Annotated in this window: 12 protein-coding genes; 7 read left to right on the top strand and 5 right to left on the bottom strand. The window is 42.4% G+C overall.

Annotated features, from left to right (window positions below; genetic code table 11):
- Positions 1-137 precede the first annotated feature (137 nt).
- Both nagZ and QR722_RS11265 read left to right on the top strand, forming a co-directional pair.
- A complete protein-coding gene (gene nagZ / locus QR722_RS11270) occupies positions 138-1,151 on the top strand; it encodes a beta-N-acetylhexosaminidase (RefSeq protein WP_286282953.1) in 1,014 nt (337 codons plus the stop codon).
- Positions 1,141-2,517: an SLC13 family permease gene (locus tag QR722_RS11265; protein WP_286282952.1), complete on the top strand. Its 1,377-nt coding sequence runs from the start codon at positions 1,141-1,143 to the stop codon at positions 2,515-2,517. The genes nagZ and QR722_RS11265 overlap by 11 nt, the downstream gene beginning before the upstream one ends.
- A gap of 35 nt (positions 2,518-2,552) precedes the next feature.
- On the opposite strand, the gene QR722_RS11260 is transcribed toward QR722_RS11265, so the two are convergent.
- Genes QR722_RS11260 through QR722_RS11245 form a run of 4 tightly spaced genes read right to left on the bottom strand, consistent with a single transcriptional unit; the run spans position 2,553 to position 8,577 of the window.
- Positions 2,553-3,080 carry a cob(I)yrinic acid a,c-diamide adenosyltransferase gene (locus QR722_RS11260; protein WP_286282951.1) on the bottom strand — a complete coding sequence of 176 codons (528 nt, stop codon included), beginning with the start codon at positions 3,078-3,080 and terminating at the stop codon, positions 2,553-2,555.
- A gap of 12 nt (positions 3,081-3,092) precedes the next feature.
- Positions 3,093-4,484 (bottom strand): CsiV family protein, encoded by a 1,392-nt coding sequence (locus QR722_RS11255; RefSeq protein ID WP_286282950.1) that lies wholly within the window; start codon positions 4,482-4,484, stop codon positions 3,093-3,095.
- Entirely contained in the window at positions 4,484-7,975 is a 3,492-nt protein-coding gene (gene mfd, locus QR722_RS11250) for a transcription-repair coupling factor (protein WP_286282949.1), read from the bottom strand. The genes QR722_RS11255 and mfd overlap by 1 nt, the downstream gene beginning before the upstream one ends.
- The gene (locus QR722_RS11245) at positions 7,975-8,577 is read right to left on the bottom strand and encodes a PilZ domain-containing protein (protein WP_286282948.1); all 603 of its coding nucleotides are present in this window, start codon (positions 8,575-8,577) and stop codon (positions 7,975-7,977) included. Before QR722_RS11245 ends, mfd begins: the two co-directional genes overlap by 1 nt.
- A 222-nt stretch (positions 8,578-8,799) precedes the next feature.
- On the opposite strand from QR722_RS11245, the gene QR722_RS11240 reads away from it, so the two are divergent.
- The 5 genes from QR722_RS11240 to QR722_RS11220 all read left to right on the top strand — a co-directional run bounded on the left by QR722_RS11240 (position 8,800) and on the right by QR722_RS11220 (position 20,291).
- Positions 8,800-9,996, top strand: coding sequence for a lipoprotein-releasing ABC transporter permease subunit (locus QR722_RS11240; protein WP_286282947.1), 1,197 nt, complete (start codon positions 8,800-8,802; stop codon positions 9,994-9,996).
- Positions 9,997-10,131: 135 nt separating this feature from the next.
- The gene (locus QR722_RS11235) at positions 10,132-10,689 is read left to right on the top strand and encodes a phosphoribosyltransferase (RefSeq protein ID WP_286282946.1); all 558 of its coding nucleotides are present in this window, start codon (positions 10,132-10,134) and stop codon (positions 10,687-10,689) included.
- A gap of 518 nt (positions 10,690-11,207) precedes the next feature.
- Positions 11,208-13,787: a S8 family peptidase gene (locus QR722_RS11230; RefSeq protein ID WP_286282945.1), complete on the top strand. Its 2,580-nt coding sequence runs from the start codon at positions 11,208-11,210 to the stop codon at positions 13,785-13,787.
- A 130-nt stretch (positions 13,788-13,917) separates the two neighbouring features.
- The gene (locus QR722_RS11225; protein ID WP_286282944.1) at positions 13,918-18,516 is read left to right on the top strand and encodes a two-component regulator propeller domain-containing protein; all 4,599 of its coding nucleotides are present in this window, start codon (positions 13,918-13,920) and stop codon (positions 18,514-18,516) included.
- Positions 18,513-20,291, top strand: coding sequence for a two-component system response regulator (locus QR722_RS11220; RefSeq protein WP_286282943.1), 1,779 nt, complete (start codon positions 18,513-18,515; stop codon positions 20,289-20,291). Before QR722_RS11225 ends, QR722_RS11220 begins: the two co-directional genes overlap by 4 nt.
- Here the strand turns inward: QR722_RS11220 and QR722_RS11215 are convergent.
- Positions 20,276-20,926: an energy-coupling factor ABC transporter permease gene (locus QR722_RS11215; RefSeq protein WP_286282942.1), complete on the bottom strand. Its 651-nt coding sequence runs from the start codon at positions 20,924-20,926 to the stop codon at positions 20,276-20,278. The genes QR722_RS11220 and QR722_RS11215 overlap by 16 nt on opposite strands.
- Between the last annotated feature and the right edge of the window lie 3 nt (positions 20,927-20,929).

The following is a 20,929-nucleotide window of genomic DNA, read 5'->3' as shown; positions in this document are numbered from 1 at the left end:
CTACAGAATCCATCATTGTTGCTTGAATACTGTAATTTATACGATGATTTACCCACATTTTACGCCTTTTTACTTTTGTTATGTTGTTCATTCTTTTATAGTTTTCATTCACTCACAAATAAATAGAAGAGAATATAATGGGTCCAATCATGTTGGATGTTTCCGGCTATGAATTAACAGCTGAAGAAAAGAACATTCTTGATCATCCACTTGTCGGCGGCGTTATTTTATTTAGTCGTAATTATTTTGAGCAAACCCAATTGACCGAGTTAATCAAGCAGATTCGTTTGCACGCTCGCAACCCCGTTTTGCTCGCTGTTGATCATGAGGGGGGACGAGTGCAGCGTTTTCGCCAAGGCTTCAGTGCGATTCCAGCCATGGCAAAGTTATGTCCTGAAGATAGACCTGTTAATCAAAAAATGTGTCAGCAAGCGGAGGTTTTTGGCTGGTTAATGGCTGTGGAGCTGCTAGCCTTTGATATTGACATCAGTTTCGCTCCGGTGCTGGATATTCATGGCATATCCGATGTCATCGGTGATAGGAGCTTTAATCAAGACCCTGATAAAATCATTGAACTGGCATCTAGTTTTATTCAAGGTATGCATCGTGCTGGGATGAAAGCCACTGGCAAGCATTTTCCAGGACATGGCAACGTTAAAGAAGATTCGCATATAGCCATGCCTATCGATAACCGCAGTTTGGATGAGATAGTTCAAATGGACATGCGAGTGTTTAAACAAATTCATCAAAGAGGATTGCTCGATGCAGTAATGCCTGCGCATGTTATTTATCCTCAAGTAGATGATCTGCCTGCGGGATTCTCACCCATATGGGTGCAAGAATACTTGCGTCAGCAACTGGGATTCAACGGCACGGTATTTACCGATGATTTGTCGATGCAGGGTGCGGTGCATTTGGGCACTTTTGTTCAGCGAGCTGAGATGGCCTTAGCGGCCGGCTGTGATATGGCCTTGGTGTGCAACCACCCACAAGGTGCCATAGAAGTTTTGGATGGATTATCCAATGATTATCCCTCGACAGGTAGAGTGAAAAATATGTTAAAGGGCCCGGCAATGGGTCTGTCAACTTTGCAGCACAGTAAAGATTATAATCAAGCAATCGAACAACTAAAGCGTTTCAATGAAAGCTAAAACCAGCATAATTTTAGGGGGGCTAATACTCTCAGGCGCTCTACATATATTATTGACGGTGACCGGGCAACCTAAGGCCATTGCCGCTACTGCAAGCATTACCTTGTTTGTAGCGATTCTATGGGTGTCTGAAGCCCTGCCTATTCCTGTTACGTCATTGATCCCATTTTTCGCATTTCCTCTAGCAGGGGTTTTAACCCATCAACAAGCAGCTTCTGCTTTGGGAAGTCATGTCATTTTACTGTTGATGGGGGCGTTTATGCTCTCAAAGTCGCTGGAAAAATCCACCGTTCACAAGCGCTTGGCCGTATATATGTTGAAGCTCACCGGTACTCATAGTGCTAAGCGCTTAGTGTTAGGCTTTATGCTTACAGCGGCGTTACTTAGCATGTGGATATCCAATACCGCCACCACCTTGATGTTACTGCCAATTGCTTTGGCATTAATCCCGCTCATTAATAATCAACGAACAGTGTTGGCCTTGTTGTTAGGCATTGCCTACGCCGCCAGCTTAGGCGGAGTAGGAACCCCAATAGGCACACCCCCGAATATTATTTTCATGAGCGTGTACAGCGAAACCCAAGGGCAAGAAATCGACTTTTTAGAGTGGATGAAAACGGGCATTCCTGTGGTGGTCATCGCTATCCCGCTGATGGCCTTATGGCTAACCAGAGGACTGGGCAAGCTCGAAGATTGTCATATGCCCGCCGCAGGGCAGTGGCAAAGTGCCGAAAAGCGTGTGTTATGGGTTTTTGCCGGAGTTGCACTGGCATGGGTGCTACGACCATATTGGACTGGCTGGTTAAATATGCCTTACGTGGGAGATAGTTCAATTGCCTTGCTGGGTGTGGTTATTATGTTTTTGGTGCCATCGGGTAACAAAGATCAATCCGGCAAAGATGAAACCTTACTGGATTGGAATACCGCCGCGTCCATTCCTTGGGGAATGCTGCTGTTGTTTGCAGGGGGAATTTGTATTGCAAAAGCCTTTAGTGCATCAGGTTTGAGTGAGGTGATGGGGGGGTGGTTGACGGGCTTGTCGACCCTGCCGTTACCAGTGCTGATCTTATCGGTATGTTTATTCGTCACCTTTCTAACGGAAATTACCTCAAATACTGCCACGGCTACGCTGCTGATGCCGATTTTAGCCACTGCAGGGGCTGCGGCCAATATTGATCCTGCTTTGCTTATGATGCCCGCCGCCATGAGTGCCAGTTGCGCCTTCATGTTGCCAGTTGCCACTGCACCTAATGCGATTATCTATGGAACCGGTAAATTTGCGATTAAACAGATGGCCAGAGAAGGCTTTGCATTAAATATCATTGCAGCCTTGGTTATTACTGCCGTGACTATAGTGACGATTTAAAACAGCGCCCAGCAAGGCATGAGAGATAACTGGCGCTATACATTTTGCTCATGTATTTGGTGGGAAAAGTTAATGCTGCGCGCCAGTACGAAGAAATAATCAGATAGACGATTTAAATATCCGATACAAATTTCTGGTACAGGGTGCTCTTCGAGCAAAGCGACCATTCGTCGTTCTGCTCGTCTAGTCACGGTGCGACACACATGAGCTTGCGCGGCTACTGGGTGACCGCCAGGTAGAATGAAGTGAGTTTGCACTGGCAGGTTTGCTTGCATTGTATCAATTGCGCCTTCCAATATTTGCACGTCTTGCTCAATGAGGCTGGTTTTAGCGGAAATAGCAAAACCAATTTGGAATAGGTTTTTTTGCGCATTGAGTAAGGTTTCTTTTTGGGCCAATATGCTAGGGTCCTGTTGATTGGCAAGCAATAATCCCACATGTGCATTGAGTTCATCTAACGTGCCGTAGCAGTCCAACACATCTGCGCTTTTCGCCATTCGAACCATCTTATCGGCATATATCTGGGTCTGTCCGGTGTCACCCTTTTTAGTATATATCTTCATAGCGTCGTTCCCCTATTTGTTGACGGAGCCATCAGGCTGTATAACCAGTTGCGGGAATTCATGTCTGCGGATTTGAATCACCATACCAAACATCGGGTGATCAAAATAATGCACCTGCTTACTGATCACGCGGCGCATTTGCTGAAACGGAAAACTTTGTAATTTACTAGACCCAGTCAAGGCGTTTTGCTCGGTTGGCGCGACTAAAATGGGAGCGCGAAAATCCACATCACCATCAATATGCAAATAAGGTGTACGTTGGATATAGCGCAAAAATACTTTTATGCGACCATCTATTTCCCATAAATCTTGTTGGACTTCCAGATTAGCTTGATTGCTATTGCTGGCAACCTCTACAGGAGGTTGAAAAACGAAATCGTCATTTTGCAGCGCTTGACGAATTTGGCTGACCAAATCAAGCGCCATAGGTTGCTCGCCACTTGATTGATGAGAAAGGGAAATATGCTTATCTGCGGGGAGTAGTTCACTAATCACAGCGTCGGTCTGGGGCGTTTTTACGGGTTGCCCGCGCCCATCTTTTGGCTCAGGCTCAGGAATAAGCTCACCGGTAGGGGTATATTGCTGGGCGTAATTTTTGCCGGCAATCAGATGGAATGCCTGTCCTTGTTCTTGATCAAAATATATTTGTTGTCGCCAGCCAGTATGAAGTAAAGTGGATAGGTCTCTTTGACGATTAATATCATTCGCTAAATCAGTAAGTTGCAAACTATTTATGGCCAGTAATTGGGCACCGCGGAAGTTGGCATTTTCGCTCACATCCAGTGCCTTGGGAACCTTGGCAATAAAGTGGTAGGGCAGTTGTGCTTCATCGAATCGGCATACATTTTTGCTTGGGATGCGCAGATCATATTGACTGATGTTTAAATCCCAGGGAAATAGTGAAGCATTAGTATCATTAAGCGATTGTGCAGGAGAATAATGTTGAACACCGGATGCCGGTAAATTTATATTTTTTTGCCTTTCGGAACCGTTGTCCGCGCGTTTTGGCTGATTGTTTGAGCCTTCGACTATTTTGTCGAAGGGGATAAAGTTAGCATACTCGGGATTAAATACCACAGGCTCTAATGGTTTATCTGCTATGGCGGGCAAAAAGCATTTGGGCAATGACCAATATAAATCAGCAATATCTGGTTTCAAATAATGCTCAATCAATTGGTGCGTGAACGTCCCGTTAACCTGATTGAGTTGGGGCTCGAATTTTTCTAGAATACTGTCAGCTGAGATATTTCGCTTATAAACAATAATTTCGATATCGAACCACCAATCTTGGTCTTGGGCGAAGGTCATAGACCCAAACAGGGTAAGGTATATCAATCCGCAATATTTGGCAGGTTTCGTCAGCAAATTATGAAGTTGTAATCTGGGATTATTCAAATAGGTCATTATGCAGCCCGAACTTGTCGTTTTAAATCAATTAACAGATTATTTATGGCGTCAATCCGGCTTTTAGGACTGTCATTGTTGATAACAATTTTCAATTTCTGAGGACCTTCTAACTTAAATTGATTCGGCTTAGTTTGTATGAGTTGGATAATATAACCCAGTTCAACCTTAGTATTTTGAGCAAATTCTATCACGGCACCTTTCACTGTAGCGTCTATTTTGGTCACGCCCACGTGCTTAGCGTCTAATTTCATTTCTGCTATTTGCACCAAGTTCTTAGCAGCTTCTGGTAGTAAACCAAACCGGTCTATGAGTTCAATCTGGAACTCTCGAATTGCAGCTTGATTTTTACATCCCGCCAGCTTCTTATACAAGGACAATCTGGTATTCACATCGCCAATATAATCGTCTGGTAGTAATGCAGGTATTCGCAACTCAATGTCAGTTTGTGCCGACAAGGCATCATCTAAAGAAGGTTCGCGGCCTTCTTTTAATGCTTCAACCGCTTGCTCCAGCATGTCCATGTACAAAGAGAATCCTACAGTGGCGATTTGGCCGGATTGGTCATCCCCTAACAGCTCTCCCGCTCCTCGAATTTCTAAATCGTGGGTAGCTAACGCAAAACCGGCACCCAAATCTTCCAAAGTCGAAATGGCATCTAGGCGCTTCTTGGCGTCTTTGGTCATGCGCTTGGGGTGGGGCGCTAACAAATAAGCATATGCTTGGTGATGGGAACGGCCCACTCGACCGCGCAACTGATGCAGTTGCGCCAGACCAAGGTGATCCGCTCGGTCCATAATAATAGTGTTAGCAGAAGGAACATCAATTCCGGTTTCAATAATAGTGGTACACACAAGCACGTTGAAACGTTGATGATAAAAATCACTCATCACCTGTTCAAGCTCGCGCTCTCGCATCTGACCATGACCAATTGCTACCCGAGCTTCTGGAATGATTTCAGCGATTTCTTGGGCGGTCTTCTCAATACTATCAACTGAGTTGTGTAAAAAGTAAACTTGACCACCGCGCAGTATTTCTCGCATGATAGCTTCTCGTATCATCTCTTTACTGCGCTGCTGAACAAAGGTTTTGATCGCCAAACGCTTAGCCGGTGGTGTCGCTATGATGGATAGATCGCGCATACCGCTCAACGCCATATTTAACGTTCGTGGAATAGGGGTGGCGGTCAATGTGAGAATATCTACATCTGAGCGTAATGCTTTAAACTTTTCTTTTTGACGCACCCCAAAGCGATGTTCTTCATCGATAATCACTAAACCCAAATCACTGAATTTAATGTCATCTTGCAATAGTTTATGGGTGCCTACCACAATATCTACTTTTCCATCTGCTAAACCCTTCATCACCTCTTTTTGCTCTTTTGTACTGATGAAACGGGATATAACTTCAATTTTAAACGGGCATTGAGCAAATCTGTCTTTGAAGTTTTCATAATGTTGCTGCGCCAATAAGGTTGTTGGTACCAATATGGCTACCTGTTTACCTTCGTTAGCTGCAAGGAAGGCAGCGCGCATGGCTACTTCGGTTTTACCAAAACCAACATCCCCACAGACTAATCGGTCCATAGCATTGGGACTGCCCATATCTTGAATGACGGCGTTAATAGCCTGTTGCTGATCTATGGTTTCCTCAAAGGGAAAACTATCGGCAAAGGCTTGATACTCTGGCCATTCGATCTTATATGCATAGCCGGGTTTAGCGGCTCTGCGGGCATATACATCGAGCAGTTGTGCCGCTACATCTCGGACTTTTTCAGCCGCTTTTTTCTTCGCTTTGCTCCAACTGTCAGAGCCCAATGAGTGAAGCGGGGCGTGATCAAGATCGCCGCCACTATAACGGCTAATCAAATGTAGCGCCGCCACTGGAACGTATAACTTGGCCTCTTTAGCATACTCAATGGTTAGGTATTCAGTGGTTACACCACCCACATCTAGGGTCTGTAGACCTAAAAATCGCCCGACACCATGATCTAAATGGACCACAGGTTGACCTTGGGTTAATTCCGCTAGATTGCGGATCACCGCACTTTCGTCTGTGGCTTGGCGTTTGTCTCTTAATCTACGTTGACTCACCTTGTGACCAAGTAACTGAGTCTCGGTTATAAACGCCAACTCACCATCTTGCTCTAGAAGCTGAAAACTGTGCTCAGCTAAGCCTATGGCAATACCGATGGATTCATGGCTGGTTAGAAACTGGCTGAGATCCTCAAAGCTCTTAGCTTTAATTTGAGCTTTGCTCAATAAATCTAATAGGTTCTCTCTGCGACCTTGTGACTCGGCACTAAATAAGATCTTGGCACCGCGTTTCTGCCAGTTGGCCACAGCCGACTTCAAACTGGCCCAAGGGACTTTATTTTGATGCTTGATGCCGATGTCACCAATTGCACTGGTGCTAAAATTAGTACGGCCATTCTTCATTTCAATGGGTTGAGCACTAATGGCGATTCGCGGCCATTGTTTTAGACCAGCAAATAATTCTTCATATCGCTGAAAGACCTCTTGCGGTGGCAATAGAGGCCGGGCCAAGTTGTAACGGTGCTGTTCATAGCGCTCAGTTAAGTCAGCCCAATAAAATTCACATGCGGCAGACAAGTCACCGTTCATCATGACCAAGGTGTCTTTGTGCAAATAATCAAATAAGGTTGCAGTATGGGTGAAAAATAATGGCAGATAATATTCAATACCACCAGGCATCAAGCCTTTACCGACTTGGTAATAAACCGAATCTTTACTGTTATTCGCCTCGAACTTTTCAGCGTATTGTTGCCTAAACAATGCAATTGCAGGCCCATCGGTGGGGAATTCTCGGGCAGGCAGCATTTTTATTTCGTAGACTTTATCACCGGAACGCTGATTATCTGGATCAAATATACTAATACTGTCAACTTCGTCGTCAAACAAGTCTATCCGGAAGGGATCCGTACTGCCCATGGGATATAAATCGACGATACTACCTCGAATACTATATTCACCATGACTCATTACCTGGCTTACATGTTGATAACCAGATTTTTCCAGACCGGATCGAAATGCATTTATATCGAGCTGTTGTCCCGTTTTCAGAATAAGTAAATACTGACCCATAAAATCAGTTGGCGGCATGCGCAACAGTAAGGTATTCACCGGCACAATGAATATGCAGCGTTTGTTCTGGGTTAATTCAAACAAGGTCTCAAGACGTTGTGATACGATATCTTGATGGGGCGAAAAGTTGTCATAGGGTAAGGTTTCCCAGTCTGGCAACAGCTTGACATCGATGTGCTGTTGTTGAGGGCTTTTTAGGAAAAACAACAGCTCTTTTTCTAGCTTTAATGCCGTCGGTGTATCTGCGGTGACCAGCAACGTAGAGCCAGCATTTAGCTTTGCCCCATTGGCTATGGCGAGTGCCAAACTACTACCGTGTAAGTTACCCCAGTGAATTATATTGCCTGCTTTGAGCGGTAATTCAGGCGAAAAAATATTTGCTACCATTATTGCTTTTCGTTCTTTTGTTGTTTGGCTCTAGCCCGCAGTTCCAAAGTCTGCACATGCAAACTAGCCCGTACCAGCAGTTCTTGATCGGGTTCGCGAATGCAACTGAATAATAAGGATATATGGTGGTGCTGTTCGACTTGCTCACAGTTAATCACCTCTGCATAGCAAAAAACACCAGCAGCTTCGTCGGCTAAGAATATTTTTAGTTCAACCATTTGACCAACTTGCAGTGGAGAAGGGCTGACTAGGGTTAACCCACCACCACCAAATTCAATAGTGTGAAAGCGATTCGCGCTATCATCTTGCTGCTGCAAAATGTAAGACATCATTAAATCAATTTTTTTATTTTGCTGATTTAGAAATTCTACCAGCTCTACTGCATATTCCCCCAAATTCTTAAGGGGACGGAGAATTTTGCTATCAGCTCCTGACATTTCTGCTGCAATTTTAAATGCATAGGGCATGTGTTCAGCCAAGTCCTGTTGGTCAGGTAGTAAGAAATCATCGCCAAGAGGCTGCATATTCACATTAAGTTTGTGCTTAATGGTGAAAAACTCATGATACTGAGCCTTCTTTTGTTCTGAGCCAATTGAATCCATGCTTACCCCATTGAAAATTGTTTCGTTTAACGTATTTTCTATTTGCTAAAACTTATTTCTGACTGATTTTACAATCATTTAAAGCCGAGTCAGCTTGCTTGTACGTGAAATGTTAAACACGTATTATGCCAGCTTATTAATAACAATGAACAACCAAATACAAGATTCTTTGTCGGAATAGCTTGTAGGTTCATACATTTTATCAAAAGGCCTTTATTCATCATGTTTCATCCTGTCTCTGCTTTTATCGGTCTTAGATACGCAAAAGCCAGTAAAAGTAATCACTTTATAGCCTTTATTAATTTATTTAGTGTATTTGGTATCGCGCTAGGCTTGATTGCTTTAATTACCGTATCCTCTGTTATGAATGGCTTTGAGTTGCAACTTAAAACCCGATTGTTAGGTATCACACCACACATTGTAGTAGATACTATCGGGGTTGAATCCCAGAAAATAGCCGCGTTTAAAAGCATTCCAGAAGTAAAATCAATTTCAGCTATTGTGGAAAGCGAAGGTGTGATCCAGTCTCGACGAGGTATTCAAGGGGTGGTATTACATGGCATTGAACCATCTTTTATGACTCAATCTGTTGTTGCACAGAATATGTTGTTTGGGAAATTTGACGATTTAGCTGAAGGGCAATTTAATATAATCATTGGTCGACCGTTGGCCAGCAAATTAGATCTACGTCCAGGGGATCAGACTCGAATAATATCAGCCAATGCCAGCAGTTTTACACCATTTGGAAGAATGCCTAGCCAGCGTCTGTTCAACATCGTCGGCATCTTCGAATTGGGCTCACAGCTGGATGATAAGGTAGTGTATTTACACATCGGTGATAATGCCAAGTTGTTGCGTAAATCCCTTGCCCAAATCAGTCAAACTCGACTGTTTCTGGATGATGCCTTCGATTACTTGAAGGTTGAAAAGTTGATTGATCTACCTACCGTTAATTGGAGAGCTCGACAAGGACCTTTATTTGATGCGGTAAAGATGGAAAAGAATATGATGTCGCTGATGTTATTGCTGATCATTGCGGTAGCTGCTTTCAATATAGTCTCTGCATTGGTGATGGTAGTGACCGAGAAGCAAGGGGATATTGCCATCCTGCGTACTCAAGGGATGCAAGGTCATCAGATACTCTCTATATTTTTAATCAATGGTTTGTATAATGGGATTAAAGGCACATTATTTGGTTTGTTTGTTGGTTTGCTGTTGGTAAGCCAAATAAATCCATTGCTTAGTTTACTGGGCGCACCAATCTCGATTGGTGACAATCAGGGGTTGCCTGTCGATATTCAATGGGCACAAATTGCGTCTCTTGTATTTCTTTCAATTGGCTTATGTTTTGCCGCGACACTCTATCCTGCTTACCGTGCATTGAAAGTACAGCCAGCTAACGCGCTAAAATACGAATAAAGCTAGAATATTAAGTTTGTAGTTACGAATTATGGATATTTTCCATCAAAACTGGATGGCTTTTAGCTATAATAACGTTTTCTTTTTATTGAGTTTTGATGATATTCATCAATCACATGTCACTAAGGTTTGTTAATGCAAAAAACTTACATTACTGCACAACAGTTACTTGAAGATTCATTTAGGTTAGCTGCTAAAGTTTTCGAAGATGGGTTTCGTCCCCATTTTATTGTTGGCATATGGCGAGGCGGCGCACCCATTGGTATTGCAGTGCAAGAATATTTTGACTATAAACAAGTTGAGACTGACCATATTGCGGTGCGCACGTCTTCGTACTATGGGATTGATAAACAGTCTAAAGAAATAAAAGTGCATGGATTGCATTATCTTATTGAAAACGCTAATGCCAGTGACGGTTTATTGATTGTAGATGATGTGTTTGATTCCGGACGAAGTGTCGAAGCATTGATTGCACAAATAAAGAAACTATCTCGTCGTAATATGCCTGAAGATATCCGTATTGCCTGTCCATATTACAAACCTGCCAATAATAAAACTCAAATAGTACCTGACTATTATGTGCACGAAAGTGATGAGTGGTTAGTTTTTCCCCATGAAATTTCAGGCCTAACCCCAGATGAGATTATCGCGGGTAAGACAGATCTTAAAAATGTTCATGATATTTTGTTTTAAACAGACATCGTCATAGTTAAGATTCATGACTTGTTTTACCAGTCATGAATCAATTTTTGCGGCAAATTTTGCCCTTTCATCCCCAAACAATAAGCTAACCCCGCTGATAAAGATCTCTGCCTAAACGGCTGATGAAACCTAACAACTAGCTTCTTGATGGCTGAGTAGATAAATACTCTTAAATCTTAATGTTTTCCATAGCTTGCCGCATATTATCCAGATAAAGTGTGTGCCATTGGGTAGCTTCACCCATTGATGTTAATGTGCAAATTTAGATTCAAAATTTAACTCCCACTTAAATAATGACTCAATATCGATTCATTTGATTTGTCATTATTTTAGTCAAAGTTAGAAAACCCTAGATATGGCTAAATATAGCTTAGCGTTTATTTATAACTATATGAAATTATTGGCTATTTTGTTTTATTTGTCTCTTGTGAAATGTTGGCCCAATAGCTGCATTTACAATTACGTGAAGTCCTATGTTGGGCTGAAGTGATTATCAGGAGATGTCGTTCATGAACAAAATGTTTTCGTTCTGTTTAACAATTCTAGTTTTAGTGCTTTTTAGCGCTGGCTTGATGCAGACGTTAAGCTCGGAAGTTGCCCCTGAGAAAAGTGAGGGCAGTGCTGTTCAATCTTTTATCGTCCAAGGTGCAAGTCAATCCACCATGCAGCGCGAAGTTACCGCAGTCGGTGGTGTTGTGTTGCACAAGTATAAGGTGATTGAGGCTATTTCAGCGTCTTTGACTCAGCAGCAAATCAGCATGGTCAAATCTGTCAATCCTATGTTGCGCTTCTTTAGCGATACTGGTGTCGATGTAAGTGCAGCCAAGTGGGCGAGTAAAAAGCCCCTCAAATTCGACTTGAATGCTAATCAAGTCGTTTGGTACACGAAAAGTTTTATCGATCAAGATCTTGATATTAAGCAGGTTGAACTGAACTGGCCGAAAGAAAATGGCAAGCTAGTCGGGCTGAGTTTTGCAGGCAGAAAATTTAATTTATCGAAAAGTAGTAAACATGCCAAATTACAGATGACGCCATCAGGTGCCACTATTACTTTTTCAAGCAGAAAAACCCTTAGATTCAAGGGTAAGAAGCAAGTTAAAGTGGAAATGTCTTTTCAAAATCCACCAAGTGTTATTGAGTCAGATTATCAAATTGCATTGAATATGACTAACGGCGACAAAATCGATATTGAAAAACAGTTGCAAGACAATGTCGACACGCCAATACGCTATAACACTAAACGCAAGTCAATGAACTGGAAAACCCTTGCTGCAACTGAAAGTACCGCAACCTTAACAAAAGTCATGATCGATTGGCCTGTTGAGAACGGCGCAGTAAAAACCTTCAACTTGAATCAGGTAGCAATTATTGATATGCCTCTAGAAGGTGGAAGCGCAGAAATTAGTTTATCTGATGCAATTACGCTGAGCAAAGGTGAGGAAGTTATTATTGATGTGGCTTTTAGCCAACTGTCTTCTGTTGATGACTTTCAATATAGCGTTGTACTTGAATATTCAGACGGTCAATTCCAAGAAATGGCAACAACCAATTTAACCCCACAACAGAGTTATCGTCGAGATACATACTACCCTACTATTGTTAGAGCAGATGAAGCTCATAAACTCGGCTATACCGGCAAAGATGTTACGGTAGCTATTATCGATACGGGTCTTGAGAGCTTCAAAAGCATTCGCGAAGACACCATGGGCTCAAGTCGATTTATTCGTGAGTTCAACGTATTAGATAGTGACAATGTTGATAGTGCAAATGATGAGAATGGTCACGGAACCCACGTTGCCAGCATCATTGCTAATAACTCAGCTACTTTCAACGCACGAGGCGAGATGACCGGCAGTTATAATGGAATCGCGCCTGATGCAAACTTGGTTATTGTCAAAGCGTTTGATGAACAAGGAAGAGCAAGTTATGCCAGTATTTTGGCCGCAGTGGAATATGTTATAGACCATAAAGATGCGCTTAACATCAAGGTGCTTAATTTGTCCTTTAGTGCTATACCTAGCTCATATTACTGGGATGACCCTATCAACCAAGCGGTAATGCGTGCCTGGGAAGCCGGTATCACTGTATTGGCTGCTGCTGGTAATCAGGGACCCGAGGCTATGACCATTGGCGTACCAGGTAACACTCCTTACATTATTACAGTAGGTGCGACTTCGGATAATTACACTGTAGATAACCTTGGTGATGATTTTGTTACGAGTTTCTCTAGTGCAGGTCCTACGTTTGAAGGTTTTGTAAAGCCAGAAATTGTCGCACCAGGTGGCCATATTCAAGGTTTGTTAGATGAAGAGACTTTTATCAGTACCAACTACACAATCTATGACGATAACGGACAATACTTCCTATTATCGGGTTCTTCGCAGTCCACCGCTATTATGTCAGGGGTGGTCGCGTTGATGTTACAAAAAGATCCTAGCCTGAGTCCGGATGACATTAAATGTCGCTTGATGTATACCGCTAAGGTAGCCGTAAAAGAAGACGGTAATCTTGCTTATAGTGTATTTCAACAAGGTGCTGGCTTGGTTGATGCCATGAGTGCATTGCATGAAAGTGCAGTAGGCTGTGGCAATGCAGGTATGGATATTGCACAGGATTTATCTGGCGAAAATCATTATGTTGGTCCCGCACGTCGTTATGAGGGTGACGGTGATTTTTATATTCCAGATGCTCAGGGCATGGGTTGGAACGGCGTATACCAAGATTCACAATTGTGGGGCAACGTGCGCTTCCTCAGTAATTCTCAATTATGGGGTAATGTTCGTTTCGACAGTGACTCTCAATTGTGGGGCAATGTTAATAATGATTCGCAGCTATGGGGTAATGTACGTTTCAATAGCAACTCACAACTTTGGGGTAATGTGCGCTTTAACAATGATTCTCAGTTGTGGGGCAACGTGAAATTCTTTAGTGATTCCCAGCTTTGGGGCAACGTGCGCTTTGATAGCAGTTCACAACTGTGGGGAAATGTCAGGTTTAATAGTGATTCACAACTATGGGGTAACACTCGGGCTGCTAGCAGTGAATCCAATGTGAGCATGTTTAACCAAAGATGGGTTGAACAAGAATAGCGCTCACTCAACTAACTCAAAACGAGTACCTTATGTACTCGTTTTTTTGCGGTTAAAAACCTCTTCCCTATACAAATAGAGTAAATTCAAGTAACTTTATGTTTAATAGACACTAATTAGTTTGCATTTCATGTCGAGTTGGTTACATTTCGCCCTTCCAAAGCGCTGCGGGCTGGCGTGTATTATTGTGCTAGCCTGTTGGGGTTGGCTTACACAGACTTGGGCAAAACATGGGGTGCCCAGTAAAACAAACTTCTATCAAACCGATCTTCATCAACTTTACTTTAATAATATCTCTCCGCAAACAATGGGTTTACAACCATTTATCAACGCAATTGAACAAGATTCTCGCGGATTCATTTGGTTTGGAACCCAAAACGGGCTTCACCGCTATGATGGCAAATCAATGCGTCATTATAACTTTATTCCAGGCGACAGTAGCAGTCTTAGCAATAACTGGATAAGGGATTTGCATGTAGATGGAGAGGGACGTCTTTGGGTTGCGACCGACTCAGGGATCAATCTTTACCTTGCCGAACAAGATGCATTCAAATCTTTTTCGCCGAATGCGGTCAAGTACCCAAATTTACTTGCTGAAGAGTTCTTAGTCATTGCCGAAGCTCACGATGGGAGTATGTGGTTTGGTAGTAGGGATGCTGGTCTGACCCTCTACAATCCACAACGAGATACCTTCACTGCTTTTCAGCTTGACCCTGCCAATCCCGAGTCTTTAAGTAGCAACAAGATAACGGGTATTCTGGTGGATAAAACCAACAACCTTTGGGTAGCGACGGAAGATGCTGGTATTGCAATCAAATTAGCCGGTTCACAAGACTTTATTCACTTAAATGAACAAAGTGCACAACCCTTCCCAAGTAATAATATCGCGGATTTGTTTCAAGATAAGCAGGGCACCATTTGGATTGCTACTAAAGATAAAGGCCTGTACGCAATTGATTTTGGTTTTGAAGTGACTAAAGCCTATCGACATGATGAAAACAATGGTTTTAGTCTTTGTTCCGACGAAGTCGGATATATCCAAGATGACAATGTAGGGCGGTTGTGGCTCGCTACAGCAAAAGGCTTATGTGAATTTAATCTTGAAACCCAAAGATTTTATCTTTATCAACACGAGTCGGGTCGACCCACTAGTTTGATTAGCAATGCTGTCAAGACGCTATATCAAGATGATGGTGGGGTAATGTGGGTGGGCACCTTTGGAGGTGTAAGTTCCTGGAATGCGGATGTCAAAAACTTTACTCATATAAGCCAAGATTTTGGAGTTGGGTCTCAGTTATCGGTGAATCTGATCACCTCTTTTGCCCAAGATGCTCATGGTAATCTCTATGTAGGAACCTGGGATGGTGGCGTAAATCAGATTGATACAAATACCAGTCAGTTTACGCACTTGAAAGATACTGGCGAGCCAGGCTCTATCAAGGATAACCGAGTCATGAGCCTGTTAGTGGATGACAAGGACACATTATGGGTGGGTACATATCAAAGTGGTTTGTTTAAACGTAAAAGTGGAGAGCAACATTTTGAAAACTATCGACACGATCCCGAGGATCCAAATACAATCAGTTCAAATGCAATCAGTAAAATTATTCAATTGGCAAGTGGCGAAATAGCCGTTGCAACATACGGAGGGGGGCTTAATATTTTGCCCGCCGATGGTCAGATTAAACATTTTAAACATATCGCGAGTGATCCTAGCTCACTGTCAAGTGATCGATTATTAGACCTGGTGCAAAGTGCAGATGGAAACATCTGGTTGGCAACTAACGGTGGCGGCTTGAATCGGGTTGATCTGCAGCGTAATGAGATCACCCGATTTGTTAATGATCCAGATGATCCCAACTCTATCCCAAGCAATAATATTTATACTCTACTTGATACCGAAAACTATTTATGGATAGGTACTCAACAGGTAGGTCTGTTGCGATTTACTAAACACCAATCCGATACTCACAAAAGTAACTTCGAATATTTTTCAATTAATAATAGGGTGCCCATCCAAGTTGTATTCGGCTTGTTAGACGATGAAAATGGTAATATTTGGTTCACTCATCCCAACGGTATTTCTCAAATTGCCTCAGATGGGACCTTCACTCGTACTTTCAATTCGGGCCATGGTTTACAAAGCAGTGACTTCACTGCCGGTGCTAATTTCAAAGCTAAAAACGGTAGGATGTTTTTTGGTGGCTCAAATGGTTTCTATACCTTTTTTCCCAACAATCCTCCGGTTAACCGCTTCAATGCGCCAATGGCATTATTGTCATTTAGTATTTTTAATCATGACGTTCCTCTGTACAAAGCGTTTCGTGATGATGGGGTGATAGAGCTTAAACATTCGGATTCGGTGATAGGGTTTAAATTTGCCGTGTTGGATTTCACCAAGCCTTCTGACAACCAATATCAATACAAAGTTGATGGATTGCATGATGAATGGGTAGATGCCGGAAGTAACAATGAAATTACTTTCTCAAACCTAGCCGATGGAACCTACACATTAAGAGTGCGTGGCGCCAATAGCGACGGCTATTGGAGTGAGCAAGAATTAGAAGTGCAGTTGGAGGTGATGCCTCCACCGTGGAAAACGATTTATGCTTATGTAGTTTATCTCATCATATTAATCAGCATCTTATATAGGGTTTATCAGAGGCAACAGCAAAAAGAACAAGCACAATTGCGCTATCAACAAAAATTGGAAAGCGAAGTCGAGCAACGTACCAATGAGCTAAAAGTATCTAACCAACAATTAGCTGAAACCATCATTGAAAAAGACGTTGCACGCGCCCGTGCTGAGGATGCGGCGAAAGCTAAATCAGACTTCTTAGCCACTATGAGTCATGAAATAAGAACGCCGATGAACAGTATACTTGGTATGGGGGAGTTGTTGCTCAATACTCACCTGAATCCATTGCAACGTCGATATGCCTCGACAGCCCATCGTTCTGGCGAAATGTTATTAGAGCTTATCAACGATATTTTGGACTTTTCCAAGATGGAAGTGAGTAAAATTGCGCTAGAGCATATCGCTTTCGATGTGCATTCCTTGATTGAAGAAAGCGTTTTTTACATTGCTGGTCGAGCTCACGAAAAAGATGTGCAAATAGGCTTTAATGTGGCCACTGACTGCCCAACATTTATCATGGGCGATCCATTACGCCTACGCCAAATATTGACCAACCTGATTGGTAACGCTATTAAGTTCACTGAATACGGCTGTATCGTTATTGACGTTAGTTGTGAAGACAACAGATTGCAGATAGCAGTGTCCGATAGCGGTATCGGTATGTCAGAACAGCAGCAACAGAAAATTTTCCAGCCATTTGAACAGGCCGATAGCACCACAACACGGAAATTTGGAGGCTCTGGTTTAGGTCTGACCATCACCAAGACCTTAGTGGAATTAATGAAAGGTGAAATTAGCGTAACCTCTGAACAACACAAGGGCTCCAAGTTTATAGTGTCATTGCCCCTTGAGGCTGCACAGCAGCCAACCGGTGAATATCCGTTGGCAGAGTTCGGCAGCATAACAGTCGCAGTTTTGGCGTTTGATGAGCCAACCAAATCTATGCTTTTGAACTGCCTCGAACGTATGCAAATGAATTATTTTGAGATCACCAGTGTTAGTCAATTAACCTCAGTTGAACAACAGAAAAATATTATATACTTGGTGGATGAGGCCATTTTACAGGATTTGTCATGGTTGCATGGCATCATAGAAGTACAGTCATCGGTTATCGTCATGACCCAACTCAACCATGATCAGGACGACTTACCTATTGCATCTTTGCAGATCCTTAACAAACCCATACAGCGACACAGTTTAGTTGAAAGCATTAAAGAGAAAATGGGGCTTCGGCATACCTCTGAAAATGTCATATCACCGTTAGAGTTCGGCCAAAATTATATCTTCGAAGCAAAAATCTTAGTGGTAGATGATTCTAAAACCAACCAGCAAGTCGCATCAGATATGTTAACTCTGCTGGGCTGTAAAGTTGAAATTGCAGACCATGGAATGATGGCAATTGAGAAAGTGAAAACCAGCCATTTTGATCTTATATTGATGGACTGTCAGATGCCGGTAATGGATGGGTTTGAATGTACTAGAGAGTTACGCATACTGCAAAACGTACAACACATAGCCAGGTTGATTATCGTTGCTTTGACCGCTGGAATGGGTAGTCATTATAGGCAGGAATGTCTAGACGCGGGCATGGATGATTGCATGCTTAAACCCTTTACCGCCAAACAATTATTGGCCACTTTACAACACTATTTAGGCGATAAAATTGTTGCCAAAAAGGTAGTTCAAAACTATGTTTTAGATAGCCAAGAACCGGCCGCCACTGTGGATGAGGATAGTCCCCTTGCGCAATATATTAATACCGAAACCGTTAACACTATTGTTGCCGTAGAAAAGCAAACGGGTAGAAAGATTTTTAGTCGTGTTATTGAAACTTTTAAAACTGAGATGCAACATAAAATACCCGAACTGTTGAATCATTATCAACAGGGCGATGCGGAAAATCTAGCATTGCTAGCCCATAGCATCAAGTCTATTACTGGCAATGTTGGAGCTAAAAAACTTGAAGTCTACTGCCAAATTATCGAAAAGGCTGGAATTGATAACAATTTGGCGGCATGCTCAGACACCATAGATAAATTTTCAGCTTGTTATGAGAAAACCCTAAGTTACTTGGATACATTTACCGCATGATAACGACTTCGCAGCACAATCCCAAACACACTATCAAGGTACTTGTTTGCGATGATGACCCTACATATCGGATGATTATGCGCGATACCCTTGAGTCAGAGGGCTTTGTGGTTTTTGATGCAGCCGACGGCGAAGCTGCCTTAACTCAGTTTTTCGCCGTGAAACCCGATATAGTCTTATTAGATGTACAAATGCCGATACTCGGAGGCTTTGAAGTTTGCCAGCAAATTCGCGCCACCGACCATGGTAAAGATATCCCAGTTCTAATGGTGACTGGCGCAGACGATTATGTTTCTATTGATACAGCTTATTCAGTAGGGGCAACTGACTTCCTCCCAAAGCCGATAAAATGGCCAATGATACCGCACCGAATTAAGTATATGTTGCGCAGTCGTGAAGCTATGGTAAGCCTAAAGGAAAGTGAAGAGCGACTGCGTTATTTAGCTTATTATGATTCTTTGACTGGCTTGCCTAATCGGCAATACTTCAAAGAGCAATTGGAAGCATTTATCAATCTGGCTAAACGTGGACAGTACCATGTGGCTATCTTATTTATCGACTTAGATAGATTTAAACGGATAAATGATACTTTAGGTCACTCCTACGGCGATAAATTATTGCAAGAGGTGGCTAAAAAATTACAGTCTAATTTGCGCCAAAGTGATTTTATTACTCGACAACCAGAACTCTCTGATGTGCCAGAATTGGCGCGATTGGGTGGTGATGAATTCACTATCTTTTTGAGCAATGTGGTTAGTGTAGATGCCGTTACCCAAGTCGCTCAACGTTTGTTAAATCAATTGTCTGAGCCTATCAAACTTGAAAAATATGAAGTAGTGGTCACGCCAAGCATAGGCATATCTTTCTATCCCCATGATGGCGATACAGTTGATAGTTTATTGAAAAATGCAGATGCCGCCATGTACTTCGCCAAAGAATCCGGCCGTGGATGTTTTAAATTTTATTCAGAGTCATTAAATTCTAGAGCAGTGAATCGTTTGAAACTTGAAGAATCTCTTCGAGATGCCCTTAAGAACGATGATTTTGAGCTGTATTTTCAACCGCAAGTCCGACTCAGTGATCATAAAATATGTCATGTAGAAGCTTTGCTTCGTTGGCAGCACCCTGAATTGGGTTTCATCTCACCAGCAGAATTTATCCCAATTGCAGAAGACTCTGGCTTCATTGTTGATATTGGACACTGGGTATTAACTACCGCATGTTTACAGGCAAAAGCCTGGCTTGATACCTTAGATGAGCCTATTGGCGTAGCAGTTAATATTTCGGGCAGACAATTTAAATCGCCATCCTTTATTGATGATGTTGCATCTGTGCTAAAGGAAACTCAATTACCCGCTCATTTGCTCGAACTTGAGCTGACTGAGAGTGTGGTGATGAGTAATGTACAAGAGAACATTGTACGATTGCATGGCCTAAAACGAATGGGCGTCTCCCTGTCGGTGGATGATTTCGGGACCGGATATTCATCTTTAAGTTATTTAAAACGCTTCCCAATCGACACATTGAAAATTGACCGGTCGTTTATTATTGATATTGCTAATGATGAAAACGATTTAGCTATTGTGGCCGCCGTATTAGCACTAGCAAATTCATTAAAACTCAATGTAGTAGCTGAAGGGGTTGAAACCCAGAGCCAGTTACAGATGTTAGAAGATCTGCAACCCAACAAGGAAATGTTGATCCAAGGCTACTATTTCCATCGCCCTATGCCTGCTGTGGATTGTAATAAGTTATTTGCTCATTTATCCAAATAATACTTATCGTAAAAGGTATAAACCCAACTTGGTTTATAAATTATTAGTAATGTCATTGTCATGCCGTTTAACATAGCCTCTGAGAACACTAATAGTGGTATTAACATCAAATAAGTATCCACAATTACATCGGTATCATAGGCTCCTTCTAGATAAAAGTAGCCCCCTAACAGCAACATTTTCAACGCTATCATTGCAGCACCTGCAAAAAACGCACAGACAAATACATAGACAAAAAAGTGGCGGGGCAGTTTGTGAAATGAAAAACTGTATATTAAATATGATAGTCCTATAGGCGCAGTAACTCCGAGTAGGCCATTAACCCCAAACATTGCCCAGCTGTCGTAACCTGCTACTGTGGAGACTAACAAGGTAATCGCACCACTGAGCAGCGCCCAACGCAATCCAAGCAATAATGTTAACGCAGTCAACCACAAAAAGTGTACGTCTAACCCAGGTGTCACACCAACTCTAAATAGCCATAAACCAAATACACTAACAGAGGCACCTAAAACCAAATGTTGAGTTTTCTTACTGGAGGCAAAAAGTTTGAAATCGACATGATAAATGACCACGGCGATGCTAACTGCATATAGCAACCAAGCACAGATTTGTAAAAAGGTTAAATCAAACATAAG

Source organism: Aliiglaciecola sp. LCG003 (assembly GCF_030316135.1).
Lineage (GTDB): Bacteria > Pseudomonadota > Gammaproteobacteria > Enterobacterales > Alteromonadaceae > Aliiglaciecola.
Note: the sequence above shows the minus strand (reverse complement) of the source record. Positions and strands in the feature narration are given on the sequence as shown.

Bases quoted from the DNA above. Each gene is read 5' to 3' on its own strand.
- nagZ (WP_286282953.1), top strand. From the start codon at position 138: ATGGGTCCAATCATGTTGGATGTTTCCGGCTATGAATTAACAGCTGAA.
- QR722_RS11265 (WP_286282952.1), top strand. From the start codon at position 1,141: ATGAAAGCTAAAACCAGCATAATTTTAGGGGGGCTAATACTCTCAGGC.
- QR722_RS11260 (WP_286282951.1), bottom strand. From the start codon at position 3,080: ATGAAGATATATACTAAAAAGGGTGACACCGGACAGACCCAGATATAT.
- QR722_RS11255 (WP_286282950.1), bottom strand. From the start codon at position 4,484: ATGACCTATTTGAATAATCCCAGATTACAACTTCATAATTTGCTGACG.
- mfd (WP_286282949.1), bottom strand. From the start codon at position 7,975: ATGGTAGCAAATATTTTTTCGCCTGAATTACCGCTCAAAGCAGGCAAT.
- QR722_RS11245 (WP_286282948.1), bottom strand. From the start codon at position 8,577: ATGGATTCAATTGGCTCAGAACAAAAGAAGGCTCAGTATCATGAGTTT.
- QR722_RS11240 (WP_286282947.1), top strand. From the start codon at position 8,800: ATGTTTCATCCTGTCTCTGCTTTTATCGGTCTTAGATACGCAAAAGCC.
- QR722_RS11235 (WP_286282946.1), top strand. From the start codon at position 10,132: ATGCAAAAAACTTACATTACTGCACAACAGTTACTTGAAGATTCATTT.
- QR722_RS11230 (WP_286282945.1), top strand. From the start codon at position 11,208: ATGAACAAAATGTTTTCGTTCTGTTTAACAATTCTAGTTTTAGTGCTT.
- QR722_RS11225 (WP_286282944.1), top strand. From the start codon at position 13,918: ATGTCGAGTTGGTTACATTTCGCCCTTCCAAAGCGCTGCGGGCTGGCG.
- QR722_RS11220 (WP_286282943.1), top strand. From the start codon at position 18,513: ATGATAACGACTTCGCAGCACAATCCCAAACACACTATCAAGGTACTT.
- QR722_RS11215 (WP_286282942.1), bottom strand. From the start codon at position 20,926: ATGTTTGATTTAACCTTTTTACAAATCTGTGCTTGGTTGCTATATGCA.